Below are 18010 nucleotides of genomic sequence, written 5' to 3'. Positions count from 1 at the left end.
AAGGGAACCTATTTCACGCCAACGGCGGGATCGGACGACTGGCAATAGGCCCGAAGCGACGCGTCGGTGCAGGCCGCCCGCGCGCGGATCTGCTCCAGCCAACCGTCTTGTGGCGGCCAACGTTTGTCCTCCACCAGCGGCACGTAGATGCGACGTACCAGCTGGTGCAGCGAAGCAGCGCCCGCGTCTGCGCTCATTCCCAGAAGGGAGTGGAGCGCGTCGCGGCACAGCTGCTCGTTCTGCTTGTCGCTGGCTTCCTCCAGGACGGCGATGAGTCGCGCCGACTCCTTGAAATAATCGCGCAGCAGTTCGTCCACCAAGCCGATGCGGCGGAACGACTCCAGGCGCTTGATGTTCAGGAGCGCCGAAGGATCCTCGAGCGCCGCGTTCGGGCTGGCGATCGCCGCGAGCTGCTCGCGCGTGGCCACGTCCTCGGGACCGGCAACAGCACCGTGGGCCAAAACGTCCCGCAGCATCTGGTAAAGCACGCCAGGGTCGACCGGCTTGATCAGGAAGCCATTCATGCCGGCCTCGCGCGCCGCGGTGACTGTCGCCTCGTCGGAATGTGCGGTCAGCGCGATGAGGGGAACATTCGCGCTTGCGGTCTTTCCGCGCCGGATCTCCGAGGCGGTTTCCAGGCCGCCCTTGCCTGGCATGCTCAGGTCCAATAGGACCGCGTCCCACATTGCGCCGCCGGCCGCCAGTAGGTCTAGGACGGCCTGGCCATGCGCCGCCTCCGTCACGTCGATTCCAACATCGTGCAGGTACGCCGCCATTGCCTTGCGGTTGTAGAGGTTGTCGTCAGCAAGCAGGACTTGGCGGCCGGACAACAGCGTCCCGCCGGGCCGGCACCGCGCCGTCGGTCGCTGATAGGCGCTCATCAACCCCTGCAGCAATGGCAGCAGCGAACACGGCTTGCCGATGCAGCCGTCCATACCGGCCTTTTCGGTCTTGACGCGAACGCTGCGCTCCGGCTCGCTCGTATAGGCGACCACGCAGACATCTTTGTTGAGCGGCACCTTGCCGTGGCGGATCCTGTCGGCGACGTCATATCCGTCGAGCGCCGGCATATTCAGATCGAGGACCACCAGCGCGTACTTGTTTGCCGCCAGAAGATCAAGCGCCTGACTGCCATCACTGGCCTCATCGATGTGCGCGCCCAGCGACTGCAGGTTGCGCACGGTGGAGGAACGCAGCGAAGCACTGTCGTCCACCACCAGAATGCGCTTGTTCTGGAACGTCGAGCGAGCGGCTTGCAGAACGCCCACGCTGTAATCGTGCGATTCCTGCGAGCTCACCGGTGGAAGGCGCAACGTGAATTCGGTGAACCTGCCAAGCGCCGAATGCACTTCGATGGACCCGCCGAATGCCGCCATCACCCGCTTGCAGTACGTCAGGCCCAAGCCCGTTCCACCCTCCTTTCCGGCCGAGCGGAAGGGCTCAAACAGGTGCTCCATCGCCAGCGGCGTCAGGCCCGGGCCATTGTCACGGATGCGCACTTCGTGCTTCTCAACCGTGACGGACACAATCCCGTCCTCGCGCAACTTCAGGTGGTACAGGGAGTTCTTGATCAGGTTGAAGAGGACGAAGAGATAGGCTGTCTCGTCCCCTCGGAACTCGAAGTCGGCGAGCACCACCAGGCGTACCTGGGTCCTCTGTTCGTCACTGTCGTACCCGTACTCCTGGACCGCCTTGCGGCTGCAATCACCGGCGGAAAGCAGCCCAAAGGCGCCTCTGTCCAACGGCTTGGCACTGACTTCGTCCAGTGTCATGGTGATGACCTGCAGGCCCCGACTCACCGCGACCTCGCCTTCTGCCAACTGGCGATAGAACACGTCGATGCTGCGCGGCCCCAGGGTCTGCGGCTGCGCTTGCGAACCGGGGGCTGGCAACTCGTGGCGCATGCGGTCGAACACGTGCCGGATCTGGCCGAGCGGATTGCGGATCTCGTGCGCGATGGAACCAGCCAGCGCCTGGGTTGCTCTTAGCTTGCGTTCTGTCTCGAGCTGTTCGGTGGAGAACTTGAAAAGGTTGCCACCCAAGACGATGACGGCGAAGGCTGGAATCTGCGCCACGAGGTCCATCGGAATGTGGGGCGCCGGATGGGTGAGGGAGTAGAACAGGCTGGCCAGCCCGGTGCCGGCCGCGAGCATCACTAGTGTATTGCGCCAGTCCGTGAGCAACACGATGAACACCAGCGTGATGAAACAGTTCGAGATGGACGGGATCCCGCCGCCACGCTCAAGGCTGCGATACACGGTGATGGCGGGCAGGCAAAGCGTCAACGTCACATAGGAGTAGCCGATGTAGTAGGGCTTGAGCCGGTCAGGCCACCGGTCCCTCAACGCCAGCCCGACGAAGAGCGCGAGGCCGGCCACCCGCAATGCGATGTCGTCGAACAGATCCGGGTTGGGTCGGGTGAACCTGATGAGATAGAACAGGATGTACCCGACGATGCCGATATAACTCATGTACACAAGGCGCGGCGGGCCGTAGGCGTGGTAGGCCTCGTACCTGTCGTAGAGGCTACGTAACCACTTGGAACGCCAAGGCTTGTTCACCGTAAAACCCTCCCGCCGGAAAGCAAGGTCCGATCGCGCTCGCACCAGCGCCTTCACAGGAGAGCGCACACGATGTCTGCCCTCAGCAGCGAGCCGGCGTGGCTGGGATCGTCCAGGTCGACCCGAGCGCCCATTGCTGAGCCATGTCTGCCTTTATACACGGCTGGTAACAGTCCGCCCGGATTGAGAGGTAACTGGCGTTGCTGTCCCTCGAAAGCAGCCCGTCCTTCTCGTCCGAATGGACGGGGTGGTACAGAACGGGACGGATGAACCCGCATGGCCTACCCGCCGGAACAAGTAGCCGTTGCGCGCAGGGCTACCGACGCCGGCGCATTCGTGAACGGGAACGCATGGCTGGCAATCCTTCGCGCTTCGGAGAATTGACGAATGCACGCGCACCGCCCGGCCGTCACCGGGGCGGGACGCGACGACTGCAAAGGCGAGCTCGGCCGTAGGTGGGTATCCACCAGCTGCGAAAGTGCATGAACTAAGCAGCAGCTTCTGCGTGATGCAGGATTTTTTTGACCCTCGCCAGCTGACCAGCGAATGGCTTGTTTCATTGGAGTTCGCCGGGGTTTTCCCTCACGCAACAAGCTGCAGGTTGAACGGAACCTGTCGGATCGGACAGGTTGACCGCGCCCATTGCATGCTCTGACAATTTATTTGCCCCAGCCAACTCCGGCAAACCGCAACGAGGGCCCCAGACCATGATGATGACGAATTGTTCCGAAGCGACCGCCGCCTCTGGTGCGGTCCTTCCGATTCATGCGAAGGACGTGGCCGGGACGCCACCGGTCCACTTGGCGAGCAAGTCGGCGCCATCGCAGTCCATGGCACATGTTCCAGCCTGCATGTGCAACCCTGTGGACATGATGCACGCCCAGGCCACCATGTTCTCAGCGGCGGCCGGTGACCTCGACGCCGCTCGCCGCGAGCATCCAGCATGGTTCGACCGGTACGACGAGGGCGCGCTCGACCGGGCCGGTGCCGCCGACCTCATGGAGTTGATGAACACGGCGCCCAGCAGCTTCACCCGCGGGATGGTCTTTGGCGCCTTCATGGCACGCATGGAACTCGCCGGGGTCACCGGCGCCGGATTCTGAGCAAGCCCGTCCCGTCGGCGGGCGGCTGAGCAGGTGCGCTACAGAGCCCCGATCATCAGGGCGTTCCTGATGCCCGCAGCGGTGTTCTTTGCGCCAAGTTTGCGCGATGCGTTGCTCAGATGAAGCCGGACGGTGCGCTCAGTGCAGTGCAGCCAGGCCCCGGTCTCGGCCGCCGTCAAACCGCGGAAGATGTAGCTCAGGCACTCACGCTCGCGCAGCGTCAGTCTGCAGCGTTCCAGCGCCAGTGCGGTCTTCAGCCGGGGCCACGATCCCATGACATGCCACAACGCAAGCGCCGCCGACTCGTGATGAAAGGTCCCGTGCCGCGAGAACAACAAGATCTCGAATCCGCGCCGGCCGACCACCGGCATCCGGACGCGGATCACCGACTGAAGATCCTGGGCGATCAGCTGGTCCCGGCCCGGAATCGACGATGACTGCAGGTCAAGCCAGCTCACCTGAGGTTCCGTTCGCGGGTCGACATCCGGACCTGGCGCGTGCCGCACGCTGAAAAATGCTCCGAGCTGTTCCACCGATGGCGGAAAGGCGGCAACCACGTCGACGAGATCTTCGATTTCGCCTCCCGACCCGCACATCACGCCTGTCACGACAACGGCCGCGACCCCGTGGTCCTTCAACTGAAACGCCATGCGTTCCAGCAACACCAAGGAGTCTTCGGTCTCGACGACGGGACTACTCATGCAGACACTTTACGGGTTGGGCAGATGGATGCTACACGACGTATCCAGCGCCGCCGACTTGAAGGACCACGGCTGTCGCACGCCCGTGCGTGTGCGCGCGCGTGATTCCGATTGGGCGCGGGATCGACTATCGCCCCGGCACGATGGAGTCATTCCACACAATCGGTCAACCGTGCCGGCGCGCAGGGCTTGGTTGAGGCAATTTGGCCAGGGGTGCCCGCTCGATCCGAAGATTCCCAAGCTCGCAAAGTTGTGCGCCGTGCGTCGCGCGCGCGGAACCATCGCCTAGACTGACCGATCGACAAAGCCGGAGCATGCGTATGGGTTGGGACGCCATCGTGGTGGGAGCAGGGCTTAACGGGTTGGCTGCTGCCGTGCACCTGAGCAGCAAGGGCTGGAAGGTGTTGGTGCTCGAGCGTGCTGCGACGCCGGGCGGTGCGGTCAAGACGGCCCTTCGGCAATTGACCAGGCGCATCTATCCATTGGATGCAGCGGATGCTGCCGTGCCTATCACGGTGGATGTCCCCGATCATGCAAGAGGCCGATTGGGCCAAGCTGAAGGCGATCTGCCATTGATAACGAGCGTGCCGGTGTGGGCTCTCGGCCTGCTCTCGCGTGTTGACGGCAGGAGCATCACAATCGCGCCGTCCGCAGCTCGGTCCGCACACCACTTGGAAGCGCCCATGTTCAAACCGCTCCTCGTTGCCTTGGGCGCCCTTGCCGCCGCCCTGTCGTTGGCCCAGACCGCGCCGCCCGCCGCGCCTACCGTGCGCCTGCGCCGCACCATCGAGAAAGTCGACACCACGACGCTGACCGTGAAGGAGCGCAGCGGCGAGGTCATCACCCTGGTTCGTCCGGCGGATATGGCCGTGACCGAAGTCGTGCCGATCAGCCTGGCGGACATCAAGCCCGGCAGCTTCGTTGGCACCGCGGCCATGCCGCAGCCGGACGGCACGCAACTGGCGCTGGAGGTGCTGGTGTTTCCCGAGTCGGCGCGTGGCAGCGGCGAGGGACACTACCCTTGGGATCTTCAGCCACAGAGCACGATGACGAACGCCACGGTGGCAGACCTGGCGGCGGCCCCGGCGACGGTTCCCGGCGGCCAGCGGCTGACCCTGCGCTACAAGGGCGGGGAGAAGATCGTCATCGTTCCAACCAACGTGCCGGTGGTGACTTTCAAGCCGGGCAAGGAGGACGAGAAAGCTTTGCTCCTGCCCGGCGCACATGTCCTCGTGACCGCGCAGCAAAAAGACGCGAAACCCACGGCCGTGCGCGTGCTCGTCGGTCGCGATGGGTTCGCACCGCCCATGTAGGCGACCCTCATGTGCCGGCTTGGGTGAGGCGCCGGCCCCGCTGTTCGGCCCGTTCCCGGCCCGGTTCTCAGCTCTCCGCGGTGAAGCCGATCGACTTGACGATCGGACCCCAGCGGTCGTGGTCGGACTTCAGGCGTGCCGCGAGTTCGCCGGGCGTGGAGGAGATTGCCTCCAGTCCCATGACTGCCAAGCCGTCGACCACATCCGCGGATGCGAGCGCCGGGCGAAGGGCGGCGTTCAGGCGCGACACCGTGTCCGGGGTCGCGGCCGCAGGAAGGAAAAATCCGAACCACTCCGAAAACGCCATGTCCTTGAAACCCTGCTCCACCAGCGTGGGTACGCCGGGCGCGAACTTGCTGCGGGCCGCGCCCGATGCGCCGAGGATGCGGATCTTGCCGGTGGACAGGTGGGGCAGGAATTCGCCGATGGGCGCCGAAACCGCAGGCAGTTGCCCGCCCATCATGTCGAGCACGGCCGGTTGCGAGCCGCGGTACGAGGCATGCCGCAGTTCCATGCCCGCATTCTTCCCGAGCAGCGCGCCGATGAAGTGGGGCACGGAGCCGGCCGCCGGCGAACCGAACGCGGCCCGTGCCGGGTCCTGCCGTGCCCAGGCCAGGAACTGCGGGACCGTGGTGACGCTCACCGGCACGGCGGGACCCACCGCGAAGCCGAAGTCGAACTGCGCGCCCAGTGACACCGGCGCGAAATCCGCGAACGGGTCATAGGCAAGCTTGCGATAGATGTGCGGGTAGATCCCCAGCATCGACATGGGAGTCTGCAGGATGTTGGTACCGTCGGCGGGCATCGAGCGCACCGCCTGGACGGCGATCTGGCCGCCGGCGCCGGTCCGGTTCTCCACCACGACCGAGCGCGCATAGCTCCCCGTCATGCGCGCCGCTAGCCGGCGGCAGATGGTGTCGGAGGTGCCTCCGGGCGGGAAGCCCGTGATGAAGCGGGCCGTGTCGGGCATGCCGGCCTGGGCGAAGGCGGGGCCGGCGAGGCTCGCCGCGGCCGAAGCCCCGGCGGCAAGGAAAATGCGACGCTGCATGGTCATCTCCGGAATGGGATCGAGGCAGTGTGGCAGGTCACGGTCCAAGTGCAAGAGGGGACCTCCCGACGGCGCCTGGTCGTCAGCGGAATCCCGGGGGACGTCCGCATCGGGGCGGAAGCCGTCATCAGCCAACGGAAATGGGCACCTGACTGACACCTGTTGCAGCCAGTGCAAGTACCGAGGGGCCGCTACAGCACCGTGTGTTTGAAGATGAACGTCGCAATGGCGTCCACCACGCCGTCTGCCATCGGCAGCGACGGGTCTGCGTAGCTTGCGAGGTTCGCCGCGCGCCCGCTGCCGGGAACGCGCTTCAGCACATGGTTGGCGTCGGTGACCAACGCGAGTTCGGCGGCGGGGCAAGCGCGCGTGAGCAAGATCGCATCCCCCATGCCGACCTGCAGGTTGCGATCACCCTGCACCACGAGGACCGGCTTGCCGTAGCGGGCGATCTCCCGCGCCGGGTCGATCGCCATCGTGTGGATCAGGAAGTCCTGCACCCGCGGATCGAACAGCCCAAGCGGCCGGCCGGGAGCGGCGACCAGGATCGCCGCGCAAATGCCCGGATCGCGGTCGCCCGCCAGCAGGGCGACATGCCTGCTCCTCCCCTTGGTCAAGTGTCCGACACCGTGGCGCAGCAGCGTGTGTCATGCACAACTTGTACTTGAAATCCATCGTCCCGGCTCAGAATTGCCCAAAACGCTGGACGCGGAGACTCCCCGCAAGCGGTCTTCCGACGCGTCACCGCCACGAGGATGACGCGACTGACACTGTGGTTCGCGACGGGGCGGGGTGGGTGCTGGGCCAACGGCGGCCATGCCCGTCGCCACGCGTTGCGCGAAGCCGGTCGCGGTGTCGAGACATAGAAAGAAGGGCTGCCCGCCCTGCAAGCTTCGCGCTTGCGGCATCATCGCCCGATGGAAGCCTCTACTCCCAGCCGCACCGCACTCATCACGGCGCTGATGCGCTCGCTGCATGGCCGCCTCGACCCGCTGCCGCTGCTGCAAGATCCCTGGGGTGAGCGGCTCGTGCCGAGCAGCGTGCGCGAAGCGGTCGCACGGCGCGCGCTGGAACGCCTGCCGCAAGCCTCACGCGCCGCAGCCGCAGCGGATTTACCGAGCCTTGCGGACCGCACCTTGCGCGCGACCTCTTCCTACACGGGCGTGATCACGCGTTCCCGCTTCACAGAGGATGCGCTGCACCAAGCTGTCGCGCGCGGCGTGCGCCAGTACGTGCTGGTGGGCGCCGGTTTCGACAGCTATGCACTGCGCGTGCCGGCGGCTGCGCGGGATTTGCGCATCTACGAGGTCGACCATCCGGCAACCCAGTCGCACAAGCTGCGCCGCCTCGAGGCGGCCGGCATCGCCCGTCCGGCTGCCGCCCGGTTCCTGGCCGCCGATCTCGCGAGCGAAGACCTTGCCGCCGTGCTTGCGCGCTCCGATTTCGATCCGCTCGCTCCCGCATTCTTCTCATGGCTGGGAGTGACGATGTACCTGACGCGCGCGGCGAACGAGCAGGCGCTGCGCAGCGTCGCATGCTGCGCAGCGTCCGGCAGCGAACTGGTGTTCACCTACATCGACGCCCTGATCTTCAGGCCCGAATCGGGCGAGGCGTACGAGCGCTTCGAGCGCCTGCGGGGCGAGGTGGCAGCCCTCGGCGAGCCGTTCCTCTGCGGCTTCGATCCCGCCACGCTCCCGCAGGAACTGGCGGCGCTGGGCTTCGATCTCCTTGATGACCTGACTGATCGCGTCCTCGTGGCGCGCTACGACCCGCATGGCCGCAATGGCCTGCGGACTTCAGGGCACAGCCGAATCGCGCGGGCGCGTGTGCGCTAGACCGCCACTCGCACTCGCGGCCGGCAGGTGCCGGCCACAGCGGACCTCATGGCCCAACGTAGTCCAGCACACGCAGGCCGTCTCGGTGCGCAGGCTGTACTGCAGATGATGCGCGCGCTCCCCGACTTGGTCCGCATTCGCTCTCCAGAGCCCCTCTACTTCTATCGGACGCGGAATCAACTGACGCCGCTTGAGTGGTGGATGCTGGTTCAGCCACTGCGCTTGCCCTTGGCGCGCTTTTCTGGATGCACCGGTGGGGGTGTTGAGTCTGATCTGCTTGGCAATCGAGGAACACGTGGAGTGCTTGTGGGTTTGGCCGCTGCCAGGGGGAGCAGCAACGCAACCCCATCGACGGTGCGTGCGACACGGGAGTGCCGCAAGCTGTCTCAGAGCACAGGCCCGAGCGTTGCAATGAGGTTGTTCCAGAGTCGGCGCCACATCGGCCAGGCCGCCACCATCTCGCGCGTGACAGGCCTGGACCGCGTGATGTAGTCCTGCTGACGTGCGCGCATCACTGCGGTGAGGGCGGCATCCTGGAGGAGGATGTTGTTCTCGTAATTCAGGTCGAAGCTGCGACGGTCCAAGTTGGCCGAGCCGATCAAGGTGACCTCGCCGTCCACCGTGAGCGACTTCGTGTGCAGCAAGCCGCCTTCGTACTCGTAGATCTTGACCCCGGCGGCGAGCAGGTCGGCGTAGTAGCTTCGGCTCGCCGCGCCAACGATCCACGAGTCGTTTCTCGCGGGAAAGACGATCGACGTGTCCACGCCGCGATAGGCGCTCGTGCACAGCGCATTCTGCAGCGAATCATCGGGGACGTAGTAGGGCGTCGTGACGACGAGCTCGCGGCGCGCTGCGAACATCAGGGACTCGAACATCTCGGGCATCGCCGAAAACCGGATCGTCGGACCGGTGCCGACGACCTGCGCAATCACGCCGCCGGCCATCGGCACTGGCAGCGGCTTGCGCAGCATGTCGTTGAGGTCCTCGTCGACGTCGGTCATCCAGTCGCTCGCGAACAGGAACTGGTTCTGCCGGGCAACCGGCCCTTCGAAGCGCATCACGGTGTCCACCCAGGGCGCGAATTTCGCCTTCACGAGGAACTCGGGATCGGCGCAATTCTGGCTGCCGCAGTAGGTGATGCAATCGTCAATCACCACGATCTTGCGATGGTTGCGCAGGTCGATGCGTCCGTGAAATGGGCGCATCAGAAGGTGGCCCATCGGCAGACCGGCGGCCACCCGCACACCGGCCACGCGCATCGCGTGCCAGTGCTCTGATTTGATGATCGGTCGCGAACCGAGATCATCCGCCATGACCCGACAGGTGACGCCGCGGCCAGCTGCGCGCTTCAGGGCCTCGACGACCTTGAGGCCGTTGCGATCGGGCAGCCAGATGTAGAACAGAACATGGACGTGATCCCGCGCGGCATCGATGTCGGCCACCAAGGAGTCGATCATGGCGTTGGAGTCGTGCATCACCTGCGCGCGATTGCCTGCGACGGGTTCGAAGCCGCTGACCGACCGTCCAAGATCGAACAGATGTCGATAGCGCCCGGCGATCGCCGCCGCGACGCTTGCCGCGTCCCCGGCCGGGCGGCAGGGAAATGGCGGCATGCTCTTGAGGACGCGATGCAGCCGCTGCGCGCGTCGGCGGCCGATGTTCACTTCGCCCAGCATCAGGTAGGCCAGCAGGCCTGCCATGGGCAAAGTGCCGACCACCACCATCCACGCAATGCGCGACGCCGGATCGCGATGGGGCCGAAGCAGGATGCGCGCGATGGCGGCCAGCTGGAGCAGCCCGACGAATGCGATGACGGCCAGTGAGTGGCGGAACGCCTCGATCATGGACAACCCTGTGTAGTGACTCGCTGGACGGTCGCCGATTATGGCCGTGCGGGTTGAGCACGGCTGAAGGCAACCCGTGCGGGACGGCGCTTGACGGCCCTGAGTTCACGCCTGCCGTGGCCTCGCAGCCGGCCGCGCTGCCCATCGCACGGTCGAAGCGCGGCTCTGACGGGACGGCGCCTGCCTGAGTTCCGTGCCAACAGTCAGTTCGGATCCCGCCGCATGACGGTTAGGGAGCCGCCAGCTTCCCGAATGTTGGATTGTCCGGTCAACTAGATCGATGGCTTGGCGTGCAGGTTCCTGTAGCGGGCAATCTCCGCCTTGAGGTCGGAGTACTGTTCGCACGGAAGCCAGCACAGCGAATCGAGCGCCTTCAGTTCCTGTTCGGCCCGGGCAAGGTCGCCGATCTGCAGATACGCTTCGCCCAGGTACTCGTGCGCCCCCCGGTGCTTCGGGTCGATCTTCAGCGCCCTCGCGTAGTCCCTGAAGGCGGATTCCAGATCGCCCATGCGGCGCTTTGCGTGGCCCAGCTCGTTCCAGGCGTCGGCGTCGTCCGGCTTGCGCTGCGCGTACGCGCCCATGCGGGCCACGACCTGGCCCCAATCCTGCCGCTTGACCGCGTCCATCGCGGCGCGGAAGTCGGGATCCTGCAGCACCACTTCGCCGCCACCGCCGCCGCCACCCCCCCCACCGCCGCCGGCGCCCGATGCGGACAGCGATATGGCAAGGGAGAGGACGCAAACCAGTGCAGGCGCAATGTTCGAGCGTTTCATGTCGGCTCCTTACGGTTGTCCGTTGAATTGATTCGGCGGCTCACTGCAGGTCGATCCGGCCGTAGACACCATGGGTGCCGCCACCGGGCCCGGCGGCGTAGAACAAGGTGTTCGACGGCTGGGCATTGAGGCCGTTGCCAAAGGCGATGCCGTGCAGCCCGTCGATCGCGATCGGGCCGCCGGTCGCCGTCGACAGCGTCCCGAGCAAGGCTCCGCTGGTCGGATTGAAGGCGTTGATGCGTCCGTCGCCGGCATTGGCGACCAGCAGGGCGTTGCTGAACTGGCCGAAATTCGAGGGCGCCATCGCGATCCCCCACGGCGCATTGAGCGGGCCGCCGGCCGGGATCAGGCGCTGGACCAGGTTGCCGGCGGTGTCGAAGGTGTCGACGGTGCCCAGACCCGCGCCCGCGACCTGGGCGCTGGCCGAAGCGTCCTGCCTGGCGTAGGCGACATAGATCAGGCCGCCCAGCGCCTGGATCCCGAACGGTGCGTAGCCCGGGGGCAGGGCCGGGTCCACGAACGCCCCTGCCACGTTGACACTGGTGAAGTTCGAGTCGAACACGTCGACCTTCGCGCCATGGAAATCGGCTGCATAGAGCCGGTCCGCTGCGCCCTGGCTTGCAAGCGCCAGGCCCGTGTAGACGGCACCGGCCGCGGCATTGTCGACTGCCGTGATGGCGTTGCCCGGATCGACACCGGGTGTCCAGCCCGACACAGTGCCCGCCGCGCCCGCGAAGATGAACACGCTCGCGGCAGAGACGCCATTGCGGGTGACATTGAAGCTCTGCTTGCCGTTGAAGGCGATCCCGGTCGGCCGCGCGCTGCCTGCGTGGCCCGCCGGAATCGCCACCACCAGCGATTGCGGCACGCCGTTGCCGTCATAGAGCGTCGACGTCGACGTCCCGTTGTCGGCCACCCAGACGAATCCTTGCGGGTTGAATGCCACGCCCCAGCCATTGACCAGGTGGAGGTCGCCATTGGAGCTCTGATACGGACTGTCGGCGGTGCCGACGTCCGCGACCAGATTGGTTGCCGCATAGCTGGTGCCGGTGGCGGGCGTCGTCGCCGGCATGCTGCCGGAGGAGTAGCCGCCGCCACTGGCGCTGCCACCGCTGCCGCCGCCGCATGCGGCCAGGGCGAACGCAGTCGCGGCGACGATTCCATACAAGAGCGTTGCGTGGCGCATGATCTTCTCCGGACGGTGATGGCCGCTGCGCCCCCGTGGGCAGCGATTCCGACGGTTTATTCCGCCCCGGGCCCGGAAGGTTCATCCGGCCAAGGCGTGCGGGCGATCGACTGGCGTCAGAACGAATAGGAGGCGCTGAACACCAGGGCGCTGCGCCGGCCGTCGTAGGCGGCCGGCACGGGACCACCCCGGCTTGCCACCGTCCACGCGACCTGCAGATCAATGTCGCGCAGCCGCCAGCCTGCGCCCGCGCGCAGGTCGACCCGGGCGCGTCTGGTGCCGGCGTTGCCGGGCTCGGTGCCGGCCAGGGGCAGCAGCAGGCCCACATGCCCGAACAGCCGCGCAACGTCGCCGAGCTGCTCATCAACGCTGGCATCGAGGTACGCCGTCTGCGTGTGCTGGCCGAAGTAGTCGGGCGAGTAGTTCAGCCGCAGGCTCCAGCGCTCCCCCTGCAGGCCTGCGTATGCTTCCGCAAAATCGAACCTGCGTTCGCCGGCAAAGTGGCTGTAGCTGGCGCCGACGTCGAAGCTGCGCCCGGCTGCCAAGGGTGTCACGTGCCCGGCGTAACCGAGGGACTGGAGGTACCGTTCGCCACGTGCCAGGCGGGCCTGGGTCGCCGAGCCTCCCCCATACCAGCCAGAGGCCGCATCGATGTTGGCGCTGAGGCGGACGGTTGGTTTGGCGCCGCTGAGCGAGACGCCGCGAAACCGGTAGTCCGAGTCGACGCTGATGCTTCCACCCAGCTGGGCGCGGGCCGGGCTCGACAGCAGCAGCCCGCCCGCGACGCAGGCTGCAACACTCCCGTCCCGCGCAAGCGCCTGGAGGCTGCGCACTTCAATGACGCGCCAGCGAATGGACGTCGGCTCCCGGGCTGCAGCTGCAATCGCAGGAGGGCGCTGCATGCGACAGGCTGGCGCACGCGTCGATCCTTCCGTCGAGGCCCGACACCAGATCTGTCGCCGCCAGGGCGCGCTCGTGACCGCCGGCCGCCCCGATGCGCGATCGCGCATCGAGGATCAGCGCAAGAAGCCCGCTGACGTGGGCGGCAGCGTAAGAGGGACCTGAGACAAAGCCCCAGCGGGACCCGGGCACGGTCGTCAGGATGTCGGTGCCGGGGGCAGCGAGAGCGCCGCCGGCCTTGTCCGACGGCAGGTCGGCGACGGCAATCACGCCCGGCAGTGCAGCCGGGAAGCCGCCGTCCGCAAGGTTCCGGTTGGCCGCTGCAACCACTGCGACTCCCCTGGCGAGGGCCAGCTCGATCAGGCGCTGGATGAGAGGGTCGACCGGGCCGCCCAGGCTCAGGTTGATGACGTCCGCGCCCCGCCGGAGCGCGGCGTCCAGGGCCCGCGCCAGGCTCAGGCTGCTGCACAGGGTGTCGGCCGTGGACCGCTGCCAGCAGGCGCGTAGGGCGAGCAGGCGAACGTGCGGCGCGATGCCGACGATGCCGCTGCGGTCGTCGCCGCGCGCCGCGATGATCCCTGCGACCGCGGTGCCGTGCAGCTCGGCGGCGTCGGGCGAATCGGTGAGCAGGTTCAGCCTGGCGTCGGCCTGGCCCGACAGGTCCGGGTGGTCCGCCTGGATGCCGCTGTCGATGACCGCGACGCGCACCCCATGGCCGGTCGCCGTTCGATGCAGCTCGGCCAGGTGCCATTGTTGCGCCGCCGGCTGCAAGTTGAACAGCCGCGCATCCTGTCCCATGGGACGGAACACGTTCATCACCTGTGCCCATGCCACCCCCGGCTCACGCGCCAGCCGGTCGGCGATCTCGGCGGGAGCCGACGCTTCGGGGACGTCCATCGCGTAGCAATCCACCCCCAGCAGCGGCATCGGCCAACCGCTGGCCAGGCGCAGGCCATACGAGCGCGCGAGCGCCGCGGCAACGCGCCGCCGGGCAGAGACGCCGGCCGGATTGGCATAACCGCCCGAGTCGTTTGCGTCGGGCCGGAAGTGCGGCGGCGGCATGGTCAGGAACACCAGCACCTGATGCGGGGGAGCGGCCTGCGCGTCGGCAGACGCCGGTGCCAGCCATGACAGCCACGCCAGCATCCAGGCGAGCACAAGCGGCCTGATCACCTGGCTTCTCCTTCCAGCGATTCCACGCGCAGGACAGCACTGTCGGCTCGCATGCGTTGCATCGCCCCGGCCGAGAGCGCCGGCAGCTGCAGCAGGTAGGCGTCCGTCACGGTCGGACCCCCGACCAGCCGCGCACCGCCGGCTCTCAGGGCCCGCCGGATTTCCGCCTCGGTGGCGCCCGGACGGAAGACGATCAGGGCATTGGCGGCAGGCGCGCTGGGCGACGCCCCCAGCGCGCGAAACTCCGCGTCCGGCCGGGGCACGCCCGGCCAGACTAGCGCCAGCACGAGCACCACCACCAGGGCCCCCTGGAAGCCGAGCGCCAGGGGCACCCAGCGCGCCTTCAGCCAGGCGATGGCCGGGGCGGCCCGGCGCTTCATGGGCGCACCAGCCGGCCCCAGCTGGGCGCGCAGTGCGGCCCAGCCGCGGTCGACGTCGGCGGCCGAGGCCGGGCCGCTGGTCGGGACGCAACGCCTGAGCCGTTCGTGCCATCGGGCGTCGGCCTGGCACCGGGGGCACTGCGCCAGGTGGGTCTGCACGCGCTGCCCCTCGGCGGGACCGAGCGTCCCATTGACATACCACGCAAGCAACGCCTGGACGCGGTGGTGCTCGTCATTGTCGAGCGGGATGATGCGAGCCATCACAGCCAGTCCCCCAACTGGCCTGTCACCTGCGCACGCAATTGCCGAATGCCATGGAACATCCGCGTCTTCACGGTACCGACCGGGCAATCCATGATCTGGGCAATTTCGGCGTAGGGCAGGTCGTGAAAATACGTCAGGACGATCACGTTGCGCTGCTCATGCGAGAGCGCCTGCAGCGCGCGCCCCAACGCCGCCTGGTTTTCGGCCTGGAGATGCGCGCGTTCCGGGCCGGGGACTTCGCTCGGCCGTTCATCGGCATCCGGCTCTGCCACCGGTACATCCTGGGATCGCAGCGCCTTGCAGACGATGCGATAGGCGATCGCGAAGATCCAGGTCGAGACCTTGCTCTGGTGGTTGTACGTCTGCGCGCACCGCCAGACGGCCATCATGGTGTCGTTCAGGCTCTCCTCGACGACGCAACGGCGCGGCGTCATCAAGGACAGGAAGCGGGTCAGGCGCGGATGGTAGGCGCGGTAGAGCGTCTCCAAGGCGCCGACGTCGCCCGCGGCGACACGGGCGATCAAATGCACGTCGGCCGCGTCGCTCGCGCGCCCGTCCGCAAGGACGGGCGCGGCGGTCGCCGCCAGCGATGGCCTGGCTGTCTCCTCGGCCGTGGAATGATGCATGGGCACCCCGGTCTCGATTTTGTCGTTAGTTCCATGCTGCGTACAAAAGGTTCAGCGGCGGGCCTGAGGATGTACGCGAGTCAGGTCGATCCGCGTGTACCGTGGGCCAGAAGACCGCGGGTTTTCAAAACGCCATGTGCACCGTCCTGATACGACCACGCTCTCCCCAGGGGAGAAATCGGCTGCGTGGTGACTGTTCGGACTTCGAGTAAAGCTGAAATCATCCCAGCCCGAGAGCGGCTCGACGAGGCGTCGATGGCGGTGAAGCAAGCGTTCTCCGACACATCTCCTGGAGCAGCGACCGTGCTGTCGGGCCGAGACGGGCGGGGTGTTGCAGGTGTAGCATCCACACGGCAGTGGTCGCAGGTTCAAACCCTGCATCACCCACCGGAATTGCATGGAGAAATCAAGGACTGAGGAGAACTACCCGGTCCTTTCTTTCGTTCGGTCGTGGTGAGCCGCCATAGCGCGCGGTTTTCTCCTGGTCTACTGCAACAAGCGGCCTTTGAAAAATTCGATCCATCGGTCATAGCCCGTCTTCGGGTTTCCGCGATTTCCGCTGGTGACACCCCGGGTCATGCATTCGGATTGCATGGCTGCCAGCCCCTGCGGCGTGGCCGGGAACGCCTTTCCGGAAGATTCGAGGATCAAGCGGTCGCCGTCGCGCAGTGAACTGCAGCCGGCCGGGTTCTGCGCCCTGGCGCTGTAGGCCACGGGGCTGGGCGCATCAAAGTCGTGAAATTCGCCGGCGAGCACCTGGACCTCCACGGTTCCCCCGCGCGCGTTCATCCATTGCGCTTGTTTCGCACAAACCTCCGCAGGAACATCCGTGTCCATTTCGCCGATGACGATCAGCATGGGAACGGGTTGGAAGCGCTCGAGGGTCGAACGCTCGAAGCAGCCCGGATAGAGCGCGACAGCTGCGGCCCACGCGGGCGCGCTCAACCCGGTCGCCTGTTCGACGATTTTTGAAATGAAGGGCCGGGTGGCATGGATGACCGCTCCGCCACCCATCGACTCACCGATGTAGCCAAGCTTGGCGTCATTCCACTGCGGCATCGCCTTGAGCCGGCCGGCGACGACCATCGCATCGATGGCGATGCTCTGGGTATGGGCGCCCTTCTCACGGGCAGCGTTGTAGTCGAAGTGGACCTTGGTGACGCCTCGTGGCGTCCAGTGGTCGATCACGGCGGCATCGATGCCTGCCGAGGCCAGGGAACGAGCATAGTCGCTGTGGCGCTTGTCCAGACCGCCCGAGCCGTGGCTGATGACGACCAGGGCTGTGTGCTTGCCGGAGGGCGACTGCGCAAGGTAAACCGGAAGCGTCACCGGCCGGCATGCAAAGGCCGGCGTATTCCAGACGCCAGCGCAGGTCACCGAGGGCAGGGCGATGGTCCGAAGCCCGGCGGGATCGAAGTCGGTACGCTCCACTGGCGCGAACTGAGCATGCGCCAGGAGCGGCAATGCACAGGCGATGGTGCCAAAGAGATGGTTGACGACGGCGACGTGGCGTCGCATGCGGACCGCAACCGCCCCAAGCAGAGACTTCGGGTCGTGCGCATCAAAGTGGGTTATGGTCATTTCGGCGCTATCGCTTGTGACGGTGTCGGCGCACGGCCGAAGTTCCAGTATCTGATATCCATGGACCGCGTTCAACACACTGAGCAACTTGAAACGGCCGCGCAGCAATGCGCGGGCGCGGATCTGCCGAAATGCAGCCCACAGAAATCCTATGGCAACCAAGCCCGGCACGGAAGCGGCAATCAAACGGATCGCCCACATCAAATCGCATCTTGACCTTGGTTTCAATGTCGAGGCATGTGTTCGGAATGTCGAGAGCGGCCGCGGCAACGTCACTGCAAGCCTTGCGCGATTGTCGGCACACGCCGAGGCGAGCGCGATGTTCGCCTGGTTCGAGCATGGGGATCTGGATGCGATGAGGCAGTGGTGCCATGTGGCGGCCAAGCTGGACCAGGCGCGGTACCGGATGGACGACGACACGCTCAATACCCGAGCGAAGATGCTCCAACTGTTCCTGCCGCTCAATTCTTACTGGCGCTTGCCGAGCATGACGTTGGGAAAATGGAAGCAGTCCTTCAGTCCCTGGTTACTCCGAGGTCGGTGGCGGGCCGGAACAATGATGAGAGTGGCTTTACCGAGGACCTGATTTCCAAGGCGGCGGTGATCTATGCAAAGATTGCCTGGCGAGACGGGTACCGTCTCCAGCCGAATTCACCTCTGGTTCCCGAGGAATGGCTGCCGGCCACACCACTTGCCAAGTACAGCAATCACTACGGTTTCTT

The 18010-nt window shown here is 66.3% G+C and carries 16 protein-coding genes; 4 read left to right on the top strand and 12 right to left on the bottom strand.

Features of this window, described 5'->3' with window-relative positions:
- Positions 1 to 8: 8 nt before the first annotated feature.
- Positions 9 to 2471 (bottom strand): response regulator, encoded by a 2463-nt coding sequence (locus ACFPOE_RS21305; protein ID WP_376852338.1) that lies wholly within the window; start codon positions 2469 to 2471, stop codon positions 9 to 11.
- 959 nt (positions 2472 to 3430) lie between these two features.
- Here ACFPOE_RS21305 and ACFPOE_RS21300 point away from each other — a divergent pair.
- The gene (locus ACFPOE_RS21300; RefSeq protein ID WP_376852337.1) at positions 3431 to 3664 is read left to right on the top strand and encodes a hypothetical protein; all 234 of its coding nucleotides are present in this window, start codon (positions 3431 to 3433) and stop codon (positions 3662 to 3664) included.
- A 38-nt stretch (positions 3665 to 3702) separates the two neighbouring features.
- Here the strand turns inward: ACFPOE_RS21300 and ACFPOE_RS21295 are convergent, their stop codons facing one another.
- On the bottom strand, positions 3703 to 4365 hold the full coding sequence (locus ACFPOE_RS21295; protein ID WP_376852336.1) for a helix-turn-helix transcriptional regulator: 663 nt from the start codon (positions 4363 to 4365) through the stop codon (positions 3703 to 3705).
- 320 nt (positions 4366 to 4685) lie between these two features.
- Here ACFPOE_RS21295 and ACFPOE_RS21290 point away from each other — a divergent pair, with 320 nt between their 5' ends.
- Positions 4686 to 5678 (top strand): FAD-dependent oxidoreductase, encoded by a 993-nt coding sequence (locus ACFPOE_RS21290; protein ID WP_376852335.1) that lies wholly within the window; start codon positions 4686 to 4688, stop codon positions 5676 to 5678.
- Between the two features lie 67 nt (positions 5679 to 5745).
- Here the strand turns inward: ACFPOE_RS21290 and ACFPOE_RS21285 are convergent, their stop codons facing one another.
- Together ACFPOE_RS21285 and ACFPOE_RS21280 are read right to left on the bottom strand one after the other, a co-directional pair.
- Positions 5746 to 6732: a Bug family tripartite tricarboxylate transporter substrate binding protein gene (locus ACFPOE_RS21285; protein WP_376852463.1), complete on the bottom strand. Its 987-nt coding sequence runs from the start codon at positions 6730 to 6732 to the stop codon at positions 5746 to 5748.
- Positions 6733 to 6917: 185 nt separating this feature from the next.
- Entirely contained in the window at positions 6918 to 7343 is a 426-nt protein-coding gene (locus tag ACFPOE_RS21280) for an alpha/beta fold hydrolase (RefSeq protein ID WP_376852334.1), read from the bottom strand.
- Between the two features lie 300 nt (positions 7344 to 7643).
- Between ACFPOE_RS21280 and ACFPOE_RS21275 the strand changes: the two genes are divergently transcribed.
- A complete protein-coding gene (locus ACFPOE_RS21275; protein ID WP_376852333.1) occupies positions 7644 to 8561 on the top strand; it encodes a class I SAM-dependent methyltransferase in 918 nt (305 codons plus the stop codon).
- Positions 8562 to 8947: 386 nt separating this feature from the next.
- Here ACFPOE_RS21275 and cls read toward each other — a convergent pair whose 3' ends face one another.
- The 8 genes from cls to ACFPOE_RS21235 form a co-directional block, all read right to left on the bottom strand.
- Positions 8948 to 10405 (bottom strand): cardiolipin synthase, encoded by a 1458-nt coding sequence (gene cls, locus ACFPOE_RS21270; protein WP_376852332.1) that lies wholly within the window; start codon positions 10403 to 10405, stop codon positions 8948 to 8950.
- A 272-nt stretch (positions 10406 to 10677) separates the two neighbouring features.
- A complete protein-coding gene (locus tag ACFPOE_RS21265; protein ID WP_376852331.1) occupies positions 10678 to 11178 on the bottom strand; it encodes a tetratricopeptide repeat protein in 501 nt (166 codons plus the stop codon).
- A gap of 40 nt (positions 11179 to 11218) precedes the next feature.
- Entirely contained in the window at positions 11219 to 12364 is a 1146-nt protein-coding gene (locus ACFPOE_RS21260; RefSeq protein WP_376852330.1) for a TIGR03118 family protein, read from the bottom strand.
- A 116-nt stretch (positions 12365 to 12480) separates the two neighbouring features.
- Positions 12481 to 13197 carry a TorF family putative porin gene (locus tag ACFPOE_RS21255; protein WP_376852329.1) on the bottom strand — a complete coding sequence of 239 codons (717 nt, stop codon included), beginning with the start codon at positions 13195 to 13197 and terminating at the stop codon, positions 12481 to 12483.
- Position 13198: 1 nt separating this feature from the next.
- The gene (locus ACFPOE_RS21250; protein WP_376852328.1) at positions 13199 to 14437 is read right to left on the bottom strand and encodes a S8 family peptidase; all 1239 of its coding nucleotides are present in this window, start codon (positions 14435 to 14437) and stop codon (positions 13199 to 13201) included.
- A complete protein-coding gene (locus ACFPOE_RS21245; protein ID WP_376852327.1) occupies positions 14434 to 15078 on the bottom strand; it encodes a zf-HC2 domain-containing protein in 645 nt (214 codons plus the stop codon). The genes ACFPOE_RS21250 and ACFPOE_RS21245 overlap by 4 nt, the downstream gene beginning before the upstream one ends.
- The gene (locus ACFPOE_RS21240) at positions 15078 to 15707 is read right to left on the bottom strand and encodes an RNA polymerase sigma factor (protein WP_376852326.1); all 630 of its coding nucleotides are present in this window, start codon (positions 15705 to 15707) and stop codon (positions 15078 to 15080) included. Before ACFPOE_RS21240 ends, ACFPOE_RS21245 begins: the two co-directional genes overlap by 1 nt.
- A gap of 486 nt (positions 15708 to 16193) precedes the next feature.
- Positions 16194 to 17489 carry a dienelactone hydrolase family protein gene (locus ACFPOE_RS21235; RefSeq protein ID WP_376852325.1) on the bottom strand — a complete coding sequence of 432 codons (1296 nt, stop codon included), beginning with the start codon at positions 17487 to 17489 and terminating at the stop codon, positions 16194 to 16196.
- On the opposite strand from ACFPOE_RS21235, the gene ACFPOE_RS21230 reads away from it, so the two are divergent.
- A complete protein-coding gene (locus ACFPOE_RS21230) occupies positions 17440 to 17874 on the top strand; it encodes a hypothetical protein (RefSeq protein ID WP_465251314.1) in 435 nt (144 codons plus the stop codon). The two genes, ACFPOE_RS21235 and ACFPOE_RS21230, sit on opposite strands and share 50 nt — an antisense overlap.
- Positions 17875 to 18010: the final 136 nt, after the last annotated feature.

This window comes from Caenimonas terrae (assembly GCF_042655405.1).
In the GTDB taxonomy this organism is placed as follows: Bacteria; Pseudomonadota; Gammaproteobacteria; order Burkholderiales; family Burkholderiaceae_C; genus Ramlibacter; species Ramlibacter terrae_A.
Note: the sequence above shows the minus strand (reverse complement) of the source record. Positions and strands in the feature narration are given on the sequence as shown.

Coding starts and splice junctions, on each gene's coding strand:
- ACFPOE_RS21230 (WP_465251314.1), top strand. CDS start 17,440: ATGGCAACCAAGCCCGGCACGGAAGCGGCAATCAAACGGATCGCCCAC.
- ACFPOE_RS21285 (WP_376852463.1), bottom strand. CDS start 6,732: ATGACCATGCAGCGTCGCATTTTCCTTGCCGCCGGGGCTTCGGCCGCG.
- ACFPOE_RS21235 (WP_376852325.1), bottom strand. CDS start 17,489: ATGTGGGCGATCCGTTTGATTGCCGCTTCCGTGCCGGGCTTGGTTGCC.
- ACFPOE_RS21305 (WP_376852338.1), bottom strand. CDS start 2,471: ATGAGTTATATCGGCATCGTCGGGTACATCCTGTTCTATCTCATCAGG.
- ACFPOE_RS21245 (WP_376852327.1), bottom strand. CDS start 15,078: ATGGCTCGCATCATCCCGCTCGACAATGACGAGCACCACCGCGTCCAG.
- ACFPOE_RS21265 (WP_376852331.1), bottom strand. CDS start 11,178: ATGAAACGCTCGAACATTGCGCCTGCACTGGTTTGCGTCCTCTCCCTT.
- ACFPOE_RS21260 (WP_376852330.1), bottom strand. CDS start 12,364: ATGCGCCACGCAACGCTCTTGTATGGAATCGTCGCCGCGACTGCGTTC.
- ACFPOE_RS21275 (WP_376852333.1), top strand. CDS start 7,644: ATGGAAGCCTCTACTCCCAGCCGCACCGCACTCATCACGGCGCTGATG.
- ACFPOE_RS21240 (WP_376852326.1), bottom strand. CDS start 15,707: ATGCATCATTCCACGGCCGAGGAGACAGCCAGGCCATCGCTGGCGGCG.
- ACFPOE_RS21290 (WP_376852335.1), top strand. CDS start 4,686: ATGGGTTGGGACGCCATCGTGGTGGGAGCAGGGCTTAACGGGTTGGCT.
- ACFPOE_RS21295 (WP_376852336.1), bottom strand. CDS start 4,365: ATGAGTAGTCCCGTCGTCGAGACCGAAGACTCCTTGGTGTTGCTGGAA.
- cls (WP_376852332.1), bottom strand. CDS start 10,405: ATGATCGAGGCGTTCCGCCACTCACTGGCCGTCATCGCATTCGTCGGG.
- ACFPOE_RS21300 (WP_376852337.1), top strand. CDS start 3,431: ATGATGCACGCCCAGGCCACCATGTTCTCAGCGGCGGCCGGTGACCTC.